At 67.7% G+C, this 13855-nt stretch carries 12 protein-coding genes; 6 read left to right on the forward strand and 6 right to left on the reverse strand.

Annotated features, from left to right (window positions below; all coding sequences use genetic code 11):
- Positions 1–58: 58 nt before the first annotated feature.
- Positions 59–340 carry a Trm112 family protein gene (locus AC1DRE_RS11910; protein WP_476984832.1) on the reverse strand — a complete coding sequence of 94 codons (282 nt, stop codon included), beginning with the start codon at positions 338–340 and terminating at the stop codon, positions 59–61.
- Between the two features lie 108 nt (positions 341–448).
- Positions 449–838 (reverse strand): DUF3499 domain-containing protein, encoded by a 390-nt coding sequence (locus tag AC1DRE_RS11915; RefSeq protein WP_476984833.1) that lies wholly within the window; start codon positions 836–838, stop codon positions 449–451.
- Between the two features lie 132 nt (positions 839–970).
- On the opposite strand from AC1DRE_RS11915, the gene AC1DRE_RS11920 reads away from it, so the two are divergent.
- Positions 971–1498 (forward strand): metallopeptidase family protein, encoded by a 528-nt coding sequence (locus AC1DRE_RS11920; protein ID WP_476984834.1) that lies wholly within the window; start codon positions 971–973, stop codon positions 1496–1498.
- Positions 1499–1505: 7 nt separating this feature from the next.
- Here AC1DRE_RS11920 and AC1DRE_RS11925 read toward each other — a convergent pair whose 3' ends face one another.
- From AC1DRE_RS11925 to AC1DRE_RS11935, 3 genes are read right to left on the reverse strand one after another with little or no spacing between them, the layout of a single operon-like run.
- Positions 1506–3263, reverse strand: coding sequence for a DUF5719 family protein (locus AC1DRE_RS11925; RefSeq protein ID WP_476984835.1), 1758 nt, complete (start codon positions 3261–3263; stop codon positions 1506–1508).
- The gene (locus AC1DRE_RS11930) at positions 3256–6585 is read right to left on the reverse strand and encodes a glycosyltransferase (protein WP_476984836.1); all 3330 of its coding nucleotides are present in this window, start codon (positions 6583–6585) and stop codon (positions 3256–3258) included. The genes AC1DRE_RS11925 and AC1DRE_RS11930 overlap by 8 nt, the downstream gene beginning before the upstream one ends.
- A 29-nt stretch (positions 6586–6614) precedes the next feature.
- Positions 6615–7160 (reverse strand): WhiB family transcriptional regulator, encoded by a 546-nt coding sequence (locus AC1DRE_RS11935; RefSeq protein WP_104172713.1) that lies wholly within the window; start codon positions 7158–7160, stop codon positions 6615–6617.
- 417 nt (positions 7161–7577) lie between these two features.
- Here AC1DRE_RS11935 and AC1DRE_RS11940 point away from each other — a divergent pair, with 417 nt between their 5' ends.
- Positions 7578–8282, forward strand: coding sequence for a TIGR03089 family protein (locus AC1DRE_RS11940; protein ID WP_476984837.1), 705 nt, complete (start codon positions 7578–7580; stop codon positions 8280–8282).
- 6 nt (positions 8283–8288) lie between these two features.
- Here AC1DRE_RS11940 and AC1DRE_RS11945 read toward each other — a convergent pair whose 3' ends face one another.
- Entirely contained in the window at positions 8289–8885 is a 597-nt protein-coding gene (locus AC1DRE_RS11945; protein ID WP_476984838.1) for a GtrA family protein, read from the reverse strand.
- A gap of 231 nt (positions 8886–9116) precedes the next feature.
- On the opposite strand from AC1DRE_RS11945, the gene AC1DRE_RS11950 reads away from it, so the two are divergent.
- From AC1DRE_RS11950 to manA, 4 genes are all read left to right on the forward strand, one after another.
- Positions 9117–10262: a 5-(carboxyamino)imidazole ribonucleotide synthase gene (locus tag AC1DRE_RS11950; protein WP_476984918.1), complete on the forward strand. Its 1146-nt coding sequence runs from the start codon at positions 9117–9119 to the stop codon at positions 10260–10262.
- Positions 10259–10852: a 5-(carboxyamino)imidazole ribonucleotide mutase gene (gene purE, locus AC1DRE_RS11955; RefSeq protein WP_104172717.1), complete on the forward strand. Its 594-nt coding sequence runs from the start codon at positions 10259–10261 to the stop codon at positions 10850–10852. Before AC1DRE_RS11950 ends, purE begins: the two co-directional genes overlap by 4 nt.
- Positions 10853–10862: 10 nt before the next feature.
- Complete coding sequence (locus tag AC1DRE_RS11960; protein WP_476984839.1) at positions 10863–12506, forward strand: LCP family protein; 1644 nt, start codon at positions 10863–10865, stop codon at positions 12504–12506.
- A 98-nt stretch (positions 12507–12604) separates the two neighbouring features.
- Positions 12605–13855 (forward strand): mannose-6-phosphate isomerase, class I, encoded by a 1251-nt coding sequence (gene manA / locus AC1DRE_RS11965; RefSeq protein ID WP_476984840.1) that lies wholly within the window; start codon positions 12605–12607, stop codon positions 13853–13855.

The raw sequence follows: 13855 nt of genomic DNA on the forward strand, positions 1-13855 counted from the left end.
TTCGGCGAACTATGGGAAGTTCGGTGCCGGGCGGGCGCGCGATGGGCCGGCCGGTCAGTTATTCGGCGCTGGCGGGGCCCGCCGCGGTGGAACCGGAGGACGCGGAACCGGACGCGGCGGAAGCGGGACCGCCGTCGTGCTGGTCCGAAGATGCGGCGGTAGCGGCGGAAAGCAGTTCCGGCGGCAGGAGCAGCGGGATGCCGTCCTCGATGGCATAACGCAGCTTTTCCCCGGACTCACCGGCGGCGGTCGAGACGAGTTCTTCGCCTTCCTGGACGAGCGTGGAGCCGGTCACGGGGCAACGCAGGACAGACAACAGGTCAGGACTGATCTTTGGCATAGTGGATGCTCCTGATGGGCGCCGCAGCAGGCGCACCGGTGGCCGATGGATTTGCAACTTCCAGCGTACAAGCTTCCCGGCGGTGCCGCGCTTCGGGACGGGCGCGGCTTAGGACGGTTCGCGGAGGATGCGCAGGTGTCCGCGCCGGGTACCTTCCCCCACGGGAGGGGCTTCGAGTGCGGCGTGCGCGGACCGCTGGCCCGGAACCGCGTCTGCGGCGGAAGGCCGCAGCGCCGCCTCCCGGACGGCGTTGGCGAGGGCCAAAAGGTCATCGGGGCCCGGCTGCGGCGGCGTGGCCGGCATGGCCAGGCGCAGGACTTCCCAGCCTCTCGGCACCGTCAGCGACCCGGCGTGCTGTTCGCACAAATCGTAACAATGCGGTTCCGCGTACGTGGCCAGCGGACCCAGAACAGCGGTGGAGTCCGCATATACGTACGTCAAAGTTGCCACCGCTGACTTGCGGCAGGCCGATCTTGAACATTGACGAATAGCACCCACGACATCACAGACTACTCCCCGTTTAAGGCGTCGCCGTGCATTCCGGTCCGTGGCGCCGTATGCACTCCCGATGGCCCGTGTGGCGTTTCGGGTTATGTCGCGTATTTCAGGCGGCGGGTTTAGAGTCAATGTATGCAGCAATCGCACCACGTTCCGGGTTTTACGGTCCGGTTGGCTGACCCGGGAGCCGGCCAGCCGGCGGACAGCGCCACGCCCGCGGAAGCGGTCCGCGGGAAGAGCTTTCGAGAGCGCCGCAGGAACCGCCATGGGCGTGGCCTGCGCGGCGAACTGATGCTGCCCACCCTGCCCGGATACCGCACCCGCTCGGACCGCTTCGACGAGATGGTCATGGACTCCGCCCAGCGTCTGCATGACATCTGGGGAAAGCCGCTGGACGGTGTCCGGTTCGCCGTTGACGAGATCCCGCAGGGCCTCGAACAGCTGGTTGCGGACCGCTCCCCCGCACCCATGGGCCTGTATGAACCCGCCACCGCCGGTGAAGGTCCGGTGATCACGCTCTACCGCCGGGTCATCGAGAACGCCTGCTCCGGCCGGGAGGAGCTCCAGGACCTGGTGCACGACGTCGTGGTGGAACGCACCGCCGAAATGCTGGGGGTCGCGCCGGAGACACTGGACCCCGTGTACCGGCGCCGCTACTAACCTTCCGCTAGTAGCCCAGTTTTACCGCGACCTGCTCCTGGCCAGCTGCCCCGGGGGCCACTGCCACCGTGGCGACGTCCGCGCGCCCTTCCTGCTCCAGCAGCACGGCGCCGTAAGCGGCATCCCCGGATGCTGACACAACGTATCCGAGCACGGGCGCCCCGCCCACGTCGTCCGGCACCTTGACGAGCGCCGTTGTACCGCCGGCAAGGTCAGCGGTGGCGGCTGCACGGAGCTTGCCGTCGGCCGTGATCGGCGTATAGGTGATCTTGGCCCGGTCATCGGGGGCCCCCAGGACCAGGTACCGCTCTCCGCTGCGCGGCACGGCCACCACATGCTGGCTGCCGAGCCTGGCTGACGACGGCGACCACGCGAAGTCCGTGGCGCCGTCCGACTTCAGCCCGCGGGTGACCCGGGCAGCTGCGGCGAACGAAACGTCGGCGCTGGCTGCCACGGTGTACTGGCCGGCCGGGACACCGGCGAGGGAGACCTCGGTCACGGACCCGCCCTTGGCCGTGACCACGCCGCCGCCCGGCAGTGCCTTTTGGCCGTCGCGCCCGTAGAGCTTGATTTCGACCACGGCATCGGCCGGACCGGGAACAGCAATCTGCAGGGCCGCTGCGGCGTCGGCAAAACCCTGTTTGGCAGCGAGGGCCCTGGCCGAAGCCGGATCCTGGATGTCCACCCCGGACATCACCTGCCGGGTTGCCGGGGCCGCCCCGGGCACAATGAAGTCCACGCCGCCCGGAGTGAGTCCCCGAAGGGTGCTTTGCTGGACGACGGCCGTGACCGGCCCCCCGGCACTGCGTGCGTGGATGCTCAGCTTCTCCTGGTCCGGAACCAGCCCGGCCAGCACGATTGAACGGGTAGTCCCCGGTGCGACCAGGAGCCCCCTGCTGCCGGGCGCCTGGATCTGGCCCTGCGCGCCGTACAGGTCCAGGCTGACGGTTGCCGGGGTGCTGGAGGCGTTGCTGAGGTTCAGTACCGCTGTCCGCCCCAGCGCAGTGTTCGCCCCGACCAGCCACAGATCGTTTGCCGGCTGCTGGCAGCCGGCGGCGGCCGAGCCCCGGAGGTCGCCGTCGGTGGCGGTGTAGCTCATGACGGCTCCGGCCGTGGCCTGCTGGTTGCCCACAGCGTCCGCGCTCAGGACACTGACGGAGTCCACTGCCCGTTGGGACACGACGCCTGCCAGCAGCGGGGCAGGTCCGGCCGCGGTGGTGGGCGTGCCGGGGTCCTTGGCGATTTCGGTGAGGGCGGTGCCGTTCAGCTCGGCCAGCCTGCTGCCGGGCAGCACACCGGTATTGGTGCTCAGCACGGCGGCGTCGACCAAACTCCTGGCCGTGGCCGACTCCGGGCTGAACTGCGGGTCTGTACCCACGGGAGTGCCTTCCAGAAGCCGGGCCGGGCCGGGGCAGATGCCCACATTGCTTCCCGCGGGGACCGCCGCCAGCGGCGCTTCGAGCTTGCGGCTGCCGGCGCTTTGCGGCGCCATCGACGCCGCCGCCACCAGGCTTCCCGCGGCGGCCACGATCACCACTGCGGAGGCGAGTCCGGCAACCGTTCCGCGGACAGAAGTTCCGCGGGCAGAAGTTCCGCGGACGGATTTTCCACGTCCCGTGAACCGCTTCAGGCGGACGGCCGCCGGAGCGGGCACCGCCTCGTTGGCGCCTGCGTCAGGGCCGTCCGCCGGGACGTCTGCACCCGCCGCGGCGGTCACGCCGTCCCGGTTTGCTTCCGGTACGCCGTCGTTCTCGTCCTTATGCATGCTGATGTTCCTTACGCAGGGAGCCTTCGTCCCGGGAGAGGCCGGTGTTCGGCCGGCGGGCAGGCATGGGGACGGCCAACAGGACCGTCAGGCCGATGACCACTGCCTGGACGACCGCGGTCCACACCGCCCACTGGTTTTCGTAGCGGATGGTGAGCTGGCCGGCCTGGGCGGGGAGCGTGAATGCCTGGGACCAGCCGGATGTGGTGGACGTCAGGCGACGGCCATCCATCCACGCGGACCATCCCGGGTCGGCGCGTTCGGCGAGGACCACGAGCCGGCCTTCCGGTCCTTCTGGAACAGCGGCGTCAACGGTTTCGAGGCCGGACGGGACGAGCCCGATCGCGGCACCGGAGCCGTCAACGATGCGTACCCGGTGGGCAACGTCCGCGGCGTCGATGACCGGCTGGTTCAGCGGGCTGATCCGCCAGAGCCAGCCGACGTTGGTCTGCCCGACAGCCACCAGTCCGGGCACGGCATCCATCCGGCTCGCGGTCAGCTGCGCGGCGGTGTCCGCGGCCCGGAGGACAACGAATCCGGCTCCGAGGCGTTCCAGCTCCGGGCGCGGATCAACGCCCTGGCCGGCGACCACGGTGGCCACGACGCTCCGCAGGGCTGCCGTGACGGCGTCGTCGTCCCTGACGGTTTCCGCGCCGGGGTCGCCCATGATGTTGCGGGCGGCCGCGATGGTGGACAGGCCGTCCAGGGTGGTGCCGGCGCCCCTCACGATGGAGGCATCAAAGGTGCCGTCCTCCACCGTGTCGATAACCAGCGTCCTTGCCTGCTCCGGCCCCTGGCCGCGGTCGATGGCCGTGGCGGGAAGAGTGCGGGCGGACGTGGGAACGATCTGCCGCGGGGTTCCCAACGGTGAGGTTCCCGCCGCTGCAGGCGCAGCCCCGGATGCTGACTGCAAAAGGTTCTGCGCGGCCCAGGCGGTCAGGCCGGCCAAGGGTCCGGCGAGGAGCAGCACCATGGCAAGGACGGAGATTGACTTGAGCGCGATCCTTCGGGCGGTCGGAGCGGCGGCCGGCTGCTCAGCGAAGCAGAGCAGCCCGTCGGCCCCGATCAGGGCGGCGCCCAGCAGCGCGAATCCGGCTGCGGACACGGCAGGTCCCGTGAAAGGCGTGACGAGCATGTCGGCGCTGGCGCCGGTGGCGACGTGGCCGGCGAGCCAGCCCCCGGCCAGAACGATCAGTCCGGCTACCCACAAGGCGCGGGCCACGCGGGTGCGCTTACCCGGGACAAACAGCGCCGCCGTCGCGAGGGCCAGGACCGGAGCCCCGACCAGCAGGGCCAGGAGCAGGGCCCACGGGACGGCGGATCCGTCGAACATCGGAAGGCCGGCCAGGCCGCCGTCGGTATCGAATTTGAGGGGCTGTCCCAGAATCTGCTGCCACAACGGCGCGCCATCAAAACCGAGCGGCACGCCCGGGTCTGCCAGCAGCGCACGGGGACGGTCGATCACGGAAAGACCGAACGGAATAAAAAGTGCGGCACTGGGAAACAGCGCCCACCATACGGTGCGGCCGCGCCTGCCCAGGAAGATCCCGGCCAGGACAACCACGAGAGCGGACGGAAGCAGCAGCGACGGCGCTGCTGCCGCCACAACGGCAAGTGCCAGGCCTGCCGCCGCAGCGGCCGTCCAGGACGGTGTCCCGTTGACACCCGGCTTGGTGGGAGGCTTTTCCGTGAACCGCCGGTCCCCTGCTTCGGGAACAGCAAAGCGTCCCTGACCGCGGGCGGTGCCGGTGGCACGCAACAGCGCCAGTACCAGCAGCGGCATCATGATGTGCGCAACGAGTGCTCCCAGCCGCCCCTGGTTCAGTGCGATCTGCAGGGCGGGCGCGCCGCCCCAGACGAGGGCTGCCACGAGGCGGAACCGCCGGCGCGTGGTCACGCCGCCGGCCGCGAACCACGCAGCGAGGCCGGAGAGCGGCATGGCCAGCAGCAGAAGCCAGGCCAGGGCGCTGTTCGCGTCGCCTCCGCCGGCAAGGCCGAGGATCCACAGGAGGAAAGCGAAAGGGTCCCCGTGGCCGGGCAGTCCGGCACCCAACCCGATCCACCAACCGGTGGCGTGGTGCCAGATGTCCGAGACCTTTGAGGAGAGCGGAATCAGCGCTCCGCCGGAGACGGCTTCGGCCCGGAAGAATCCGGAGAGCCCAATCAGCGAGGCCGCCGCCGTCAGGAACACAGCGAGCAGGGCACCGCTGCCCACCCAGCCGCGCTCGGAGGTGGTCAGTGCCGCGAAATCGTCCGTGGAGTCACCGCTGGGCTGTTCGGCCAGCGGATCGGTCCTGGCGGCGTCCTCGGACGAATCGTCGGCGCCCAGGGCTTCGATGAGGGAACGCCGGTGCGCCCAGACCTCACGCCGCGGGGTCTGGAGTCCTTTGATGACAGAGCGGCGGATCTTCCGGGTCCGCGCCGCCTCGCGGCGTCCGCGGATCACGGCACCGGGCCGGCCCAGTGCCACAAACGTCGCCATGAGCTGGGAGAATCCGTGGCCGGGGTCCTTGACTGCAATACTCAGGACGAGCTTGAAGAGGCTCCCCAGCAGCGCTCCCGCCGCGTGCAGCGGCACCTTCCACCACACGGCGTGCTTGAGGCGCAGGTGAACCTGGGCTTTGCGGGCGGCGCTGGCGCTCCCCAGCGCATGCGGCCGGTGCGAAACGTGGAACATCCCTGCGGTCGGCACCACCACCACGCGGTGCCCGGCCAGCCGGTTGCGCCAGCAGAAGTCGACGTCGTCCCCGGTGCCGGGCAGTCCGGGGTCAAAGCCGCCCAGTTCTTCCCAGACGTCCCGGCGCACCAGCATGCCGGCGGAGTTGACCGCAAAGGTATCGCTGCGGCCGTCGTACTGCCCCTGGTCAAGTTCGTCCGCTTCGATGAGGGTCAGCCGCTCAGCCCAGCGGCTGGTGGAAAGCCCGACGTCGATCAGGCGGCGCCTGGCGTTCCAGTCCAGTTGCTTGCAGCCTGCCACTGTCACCGACGGTGCCCGCTCCACGGCATGCAGCAGTTCGGCGAGGGCCTCCGGGGCGGGTGCTGCATCGTCGTGCAGCAGCCAGACCCACTCCGTGCCGGCCCCGGGGCGGTCAGGATCCCAGGGGTCCAGAGCGGCCAGGCCGGCCTTGACCGCGTCCCCCATCCCGCTCCTCCCCTGTTGGAAGGTGGTGACATTGGCTTCGCCGAACGCGTCGTCAAGCAGAGCCACGGAATTGTCCCGCGAGCCGGTATCGACGCCGATAAAAGCGTCCGCCGGACGGGTCTGCTCCGACAAAGCCGCCAGGGTCATGGGGAGATAGTCACCGCCGTTGTGGGCGACCACAACGGCAGTGACATGTACTACTTGAAGAATTAGACTGCCCGCTTCCTCAGCCGACGGCGCTCGCGCTCGGAGAGGCCTCCCCAAATGCCAAAGCGTTCGTCATTCGACAGCGCGTATTCCAGGCACTGTGAGCGAACGTTGCAGGCGCCGCAGACCTTCTTGGCGTCACGGGTGGAGCCTCCCTTTTCGGGGAAGAAAGCCTCCGGATCGGTCTGTGCGCACAGCGCGTCCGTCTGCCATCCAAGTTCGCCTTCGTCGTCGAAGTCCTGTTGGAAGGGAAGGCCGATCCAGACCGGCTGCGCGGTGGTTTCCGAATGAAGGGTCTGCAATTCCATCGGAGGATCGTGCAGATCATTGTCCTGGTCCGGGTTGCCAGCCAGCAGCGCCTCGTGCGCGGCCAGGAAGGCCGTGGCCTGGTCCTGCAGTGAATCGTTGGTGCTTTGGTTGTACCGCTCGGCAGCATCCGGATCGGCCGGATCTACATACCAATCGCTTGGCACCCCCCGCGAACGGTACTTTGCCGACGCCTGACCGGCGACGACGGCATCTTCATGGATACGCTCAACTTGCCCCATTATGGCGTCCCTCCTGATGTTGCTGCCCCTGCTGTGAATACCTGGACACTCGGTTGTGTGGCCTGTATTTGCGCAATGGCTTTCGATAACTAATTACACGTGTGTAAGTCGTCGGGAGTCAAGCGGCAGCGGGATAATAATCAACTCGAGAGACAATCAGCCGCCACGCCACGCCCGGGGTTTTTTGGCCGACTCGCCGCAATCACCGCGATTTTGACAGCCTACTGACTAGTTTTCTGGGAATTTCCCGGGAATCCCGGGGCCTACGCCCTCCGCGCTTCATTTAGGCTAACAAAGTTAGTTATCGGCACGTGTCGGAGATCACATGAGGCCGGACGTTGCGCTCCGGCCCCCGGGCTTCCTGCCCGCCCCCGGATGCACCTCCCGCGCCCGCGGGCGCCGTGGCAAGATGTTGGCATGAGCATCCCCGCGATCGACTTGATGACTGCACTGCGTTCCGGCCACTCCACGTCCCCGCGGCTGACCTGGTACGGACCTGACGCCGAGAGGGTGGAGCTGTCCGGCCGCGTCCTGGACAACTGGGTCGCCAAGACCAGCAACCTGCTGCAGGACGAACTCGACGCGGAGCCCGGGATGCGGCTGCGGCTGGACCTTCCGGCGCACTGGAAGTCCATGATCCTGGCCCTTGCCGCCTGGCAGCTTGGCATGGAGGTTGTCCTTGACTCCGGTGACGCCGAACTGCTCGCCACCCACTCACCGGAATCCGCTCACCAGGAGTCGGGGTTCGACGCCGTTATTGCAGTGCCGCTTCCGGCGCTGGCAATGCGCTGGCCCGGGGAGCTGCCGGCCGGCGTCGTGGACTTCGGCGCCGAGGTCCGCTCGCACGGTGACGTTTTTATGGCCCATGTCGATCCGGAAGCTTCCGGGCAGGCGGTCATGTCAGCAGCCGGCACGGCCCATGTGCACTCTGACCTGCTCACAGGCTTCGCTGCGGCCCACGACGCCGGAGTGCGGCTGCTGGTCCGCGCCGCCGACGGCCTCGAGGCTGCCCTTGTCCAGGCGCTGGGCGCCTGGCACAACGACGGCTCGGTTGTGCTCGTCCACCCTGACGTCAAGGTGACCGACAAGCTCCTTAGCGACGAACGGGTAAAGGGAGCGTAGGCCCCGCTAGTTCATCCGGTCCGGGCTCCGGTCCGGGCTGGGGAGGTCCGGGTCATTGAGCTTCGCTTCCGGCTCGCTGCCGGGAACGTGGACTGCGTGCTTGTTCTGGTGGTGGTGCAGCTCGATGATCTCGTGGTCGTGCGAGAATGCCGGCTCTTCGTCGAGTTCCTTGTTGAAGACGAGGAAGCGGTAAGCGAAGAAGCGCACCACCGTGGCCACCAGGATGCCCGCCACACCGGCCAGGAACAGCATGTTCTTGTCCGTGATGCCGAAGGAATACTTGGCCAGGGCCGTGAACCCGGTGGAGATGCCGATACCGATGCCGTTGATCAGAATGAACATAAAGAATTCACGGATCACGTTGTCCTGGCGGCGATGCCGGAAGGTCCAGAAGCGGTTGGCGATCCAGGAGAAAATCGTGGCGACAGTGGCGCCCACAAACCTGGCTTTGGCCTCGCTGTCCGTCATCGGGCCGTGCATCAGGTAGTAGGTCAGGCCGTTATCGATAACGAAGGCGACACCGCCGACGGCGCCGAACTTTGCCACCTCACGCCAGAAGAGTGAGGCGAGCCCGCGCAATCGTTCTGCAAGTGTGTAAATCATGACCCTCCATGGCCGTCTGAGATTTCAGGCCACAGGGCCAAGGACCCATTTTAGCCCGTAAAGCTGGGAGGAGTCCCGACGGCCGTGCAGGGCAGCCGGGCACGGGGACCGAAATGACGCAAAATCCGGGCCGAAACGATGCGAAAGCCCGGAACACCCCCGCTCTTCTGTAGGCTGGCTCTTGTGACTTTTCCAGTAATCGGCGTAGTTGGCGGCGGCCAACTTGCCCGCATGATGGCCCCCGCCGCAACGGCCTTGGGCTTTGAACTCCGTGTCCTGGCCGAAGGCGAGGACGTATCCGCAGTCTCCGCTGTGCCGACGTCGCCGGTAGGTGACTACAAGGACCTTGACGCCCTGCTGGAGTTCTCCAGAGGGCTGGACGTCATGACGTTTGACCATGAACACGTCCCCAACGACCACCTGCGGGCGCTGCAGGAGGCCGGCGTCAATGTACAGCCCGGCCCGGACGCCCTGGTCCACGCGCAGGACAAGCTGGTGATGCGCGCGGCCATCGACCGGCTGGAACTGCCGAACCCGGTGTGGGCCTCGGTTGCCGACGTCGACGCACTGGTTGCCTTCGGCGAGGACACCGGCTGGCCGGTGGTGCTGAAGACGCCCCGCGGCGGTTACGACGGCAAGGGCGTCCGCATCGTCGGGTCCGTTGCGGAAGCCGAGGACACCGCGGACTGGTTTTCGGCCATGACTCCCCTGCTGGCGGAGGCCAAGGTCGAGTTCAGCCGTGAGCTGTCTGCGCTCGTTGCCAGGACTCCGGACGGCGAATCCCGTGCGTGGCCCGTTGTCCACACCATTCAGGTGGACGGCGTCTGCGACGAAGTGATCGCCCCCGCCCAGGACATCCCCCTCGAAGTGGCGGCAGCTGCCGAAGACGCGGCGATCCGCATTGCCAACGAACTCGGCGTCACCGGCGTCATGGCCGTGGAACTCTTCGAGACTCCTGGGGTTGGCTCCGGCTTCCTGATTAACGAGCTCGCCATGCGTCCGCACAACACCGGCCACTGGACACAGGACGGATCGGTGACGAGCCAGTTCGAGCAGCACCTGCGCGCAGTGCTGAACCTGCCCCTCGGCGCCACGGACGCCTTGGGCCCGGTGGTAGTAATGAAGAATTTCCTCGGCGGCGAGAACCAGGAGCTGTACTCCGCCTTTCCGCAGGCCATGGCCACCGAACCCGCCGCGAAGATCCATTGCTACGGCAAATCGGTCCGGCCCGGACGGAAGATCGGCCACGTCAACCTGGTGGGCGCCTCGGCCGCTGACGTCGATTCCGTCCGGCAGCGTGCCACGACCGTCGCCAGCATCATCCGTGACGGCCGGGCACCGGCCCGGACATCGCAAGACTCCGAGGAGACCGCATGAGCACACGCACAGCATCAATCCACGCCGCTGACACGGATTCAGCCGCGCCGATCGTGGGCCTCGTCATGGGGTCCGACTCGGACTGGCCGGTCATGGAAGCTGCAGCGGAGGCCCTGGCCGAATTCGGCATCCCCTTCGAAGCCGATGTGGTCTCGGCCCACCGGATGCCTACCGAAATGATCCGCTACGGCCAGACCGCCCACGAGCGCGGGCTGCGCGTCATCATCGCCGGAGCCGGCGGCGCGGCCCACCTGCCCGGCATGCTGGCTTCCGTGACGCCGCTGCCGGTCATCGGCGTCCCCGTCCCGCTGAAGACGCTCGACGGCATGGACTCGCTGCTGTCCATCGTCCAGATGCCCGCCGGCGTGCCGGTGGCCACCGTGTCGATCGCGGGCGCACGAAACGCCGGCCTGCTGGCCGTCCGGATGCTGGCCTCCGGGACGGACGACCTCGCCGTCCGCCTGCGCGGCGAGCTGATCGAATTCGCCCAGGAGCTCAACGACGTGGCCACCCGCAAGGGCGCGAACCTGCGCCACAAAGTCAGCGAAGTGTTCTCCGACGGCAACGTCGTTCTCCGGGGCAGCCGTTAGGAATCAGCAGATGACCACCAGCCAATCCCGTCCCCAGGCCCCGCAGCAGGCCCTTACGGACCCCGTCCGTAACCCCGTGAACGCTCCGGCGCCCGTCAGGACGAAACGTGCGTTTGTCCTGCTGCTGCTGACCCTGTTTGTCCCCGGCAGTGCCCAGATCGTGGCCGGCGACCGCAAACTGGGAAGAATCGCGCTGCGGGTGACACTCGCTGTCTGGAGCCTCGTGATCGTGGCACTGGTGCTGCTGCTGGCAAACCGCACCCTCCTGATCGGGATCCTCACCAACTCGGTGGCGTCACTCCTGATCATCGTCATCCTCGTTGCCCTCGCCCTCGGCTGGGCAGCGCTGTTCGTCAACACGCTCAGGCTTATCCGGCCGGTCCTGCTGGCTCCCGGGATGCGGCCCATCGTCGGCGTCGCCCTGGTCCTGGCGATGGTGCTCAGCAGCGGCACCCTGGGCTATGCGGCCTACGTGCTGAACGTGAGCCGGAACGCCATCGACAGCATCTTCGCCGGAGGTCCGGCGATCGACCCGGTGGACGGCCGCTACAACTTCCTGATGATGGGCGGCGACGCGGGCGATGACCGCACGGGCCGCCGTCCGGACAGTCTCTCCGTCCTCAGCGTCGATGCCAAGACCGGACAGACCGCCATCATCTCGGTGCCCCGCAACCTGCAGAACGCCCAGTTCAGCGAGGGCTCCCCCATGCGTCAGATCTACCCTGACGGTTACAACTGCGGCGACGAATGCCTGATCAACGCCATCAACACCGAAGTGACCAATGAGCACACGGATCTCTACCCCGGAGTGGCCGATCCCGGGGCCCAGGCAACGCTCGAGGCCGTGTCAGGGTCCCTGGGCATCACCGTCCAGGCCTACGTCCTCGTTGACATGGAGGGGTTCGCGAAGCTCATCGATGCCATGGGCGGCATCAGGATCAAGGCCGGCGGCTGGGTGCCGCTGAGCGGCGACATGGTGGATGAGGCCAACGGGATCCACGGGATGCCAACCGGCTGGATCCCGGCCGGCGATCAGCATCTGGACGGCTACCACGCCCTTTGGTACGGACGCTCCCGGGAGTTCGTGGACGACTACGCGCGTATCCAGCGGCAGCAGTGCGTCCAGCAGGCCATGCTGAAGCAGCTGGACCCGGCAACACTGCTCTCCAAGTTTGAGGACATCGCGAACGCGGGCACCAAGGTGGTGGACTCCAACATTTCCGCTGGCCAGCTCGGCAGCTTCGTGGACCTGGCCATGAAGGCCAAGGGCAAGGAAGTCAGCCGGCTGACCATCGGGCCGCCGGACTTCGACGCCTCGTTCTCCACTGTGCCGGACTTCGACCAGATCCACGAGAAGGTTGACCAGCTGCTCGCCGCCCAGTCCGAAAAACCGGCGGGAGCGGCCGGGGATGCCGGCGGGGATGACAGCATCGTGCAGCCCGGAACGGCCGCAGGCCCGGTGATGGCGGCCCCACCGCTGGCTCCCCTGACCCAGCCGGCTCCGTCGCCGTCGGCGTCGGACTTCACACCGGTGACCACCACCCCCGATGGCGAGCCCATCACCGAAGAGATGCTCAACCAGTTCAAGCGTGAGGGCAACGAGCAGGCAATCCGGGACCTCGTGGCCACGAACGGCCAGTGCCGCCCGCTGTAGGTGCATGGCTCCACCCCTTCCTTCCGCCGTCCAGGCGGCCCGCACGCATCGATGAATGCAGCAACCAACCTGCTGCAACGAGATAAGGACACCAGGCTGTGTACGAAATTGAGAATGTCCTCCGGCCCTACGCCTGGGGATCAACCACCGCCATCGCCGGCCTGCTGGGCAGGCAGGCCTCCGGCGGCCCGGAAGCGGAACTGTGGGTGGGCGCCCACCCGGACTCGCCGTCCGTAGCCACCGCGGCCGACGGCGGGCCGCTGGCTTTGGATGAACTGATCAGTTCCGATCCCGAACACCACCTGGGCAGCGCCAGCGTGGCCGAGTTCGGCCCCCGCCTGCCGTTCCTGCTCAAGGTCCTGGCCGCCGAGAGCCCCCTGTCCCTCCAGGTGCACCCCACACTGGAACAGGCGCGGACGGGGTTTGCCCGCGAGGAGGCTGACGGCGTCGACCGTTCCGCCGCGGAGCGGAACTACAAGGATGACAACCACAAGCCGGAGATGATCTTCGCCCTCACGCCCTTCGAGGCACTGTGCGGGTTCCGCCCGGCGGCGTCGTCCCGCGCGCTTTTTGAACACCTGACGGCGTCCATGCGGGAGATGTCGGCTGAAGTTCCGCAGGTGTTCCTGGAGGTGGTGGAGGATCTCTCCGCCCCGGTTGAACACGATGCCCTGAAGGCTGCTTTCACCAGGCTCATCGGCGGTGGCCACGCCGTCTCGCATGCGGTGCGGGAACTCGTGGCGGCCCTCAAAGCCGGGCTGCCGATGACCCCGTACCAGACCGAGCTGTCGACGGCGGCCAGCCTGCATGGCCACTACCCAGGAGACCCCGGTGTGCTCATCTCGCTGCTGCTGAACCGGATCTCGCTGGCGCCCGGCGAGGCCGTATACCTCCCGGCAGGCAATATCCACGCCTACCTGCACGGCCTCGGAATCGAGGTGATGGCCTCATCGGACAACGTCCTCCGCGGCGGCCTGACGCCCAAGTTCGTGGACGTTCCCGAACTGCTGGCCACTGTTGAGTTCGAATCGGTGGGAGTGCCGATGCTGGACGCTGAGGTGTCTGCACTGGGCCAGGAACTCTACCGTCCGCCGTTCCGCGAATTCCAGCTGCAGCGGATCGTGCTGGAGCCCGACGGCGCCACCGTTCCGTTGGCGCAGTCCGGTGCAGCCGTGATCATCGTGGTGTCCGGCTCGGTCCTGCTGGACTCCCCCAAGGGCGACCTTCACCTGGACCGCGGGTCCAGCGCCTTCCTCCCTGCAGCGGAGGCTCCGGTCAACGTACACCCGGTTGCCGGCGCCACCGGGCGGGCCGTTGCCTTTGCCGTGACCACCGCCGTCGGGTCCTGA

The sequence above is a fragment of the Arthrobacter sp. P4_H3 genome (assembly GCF_056400885.1).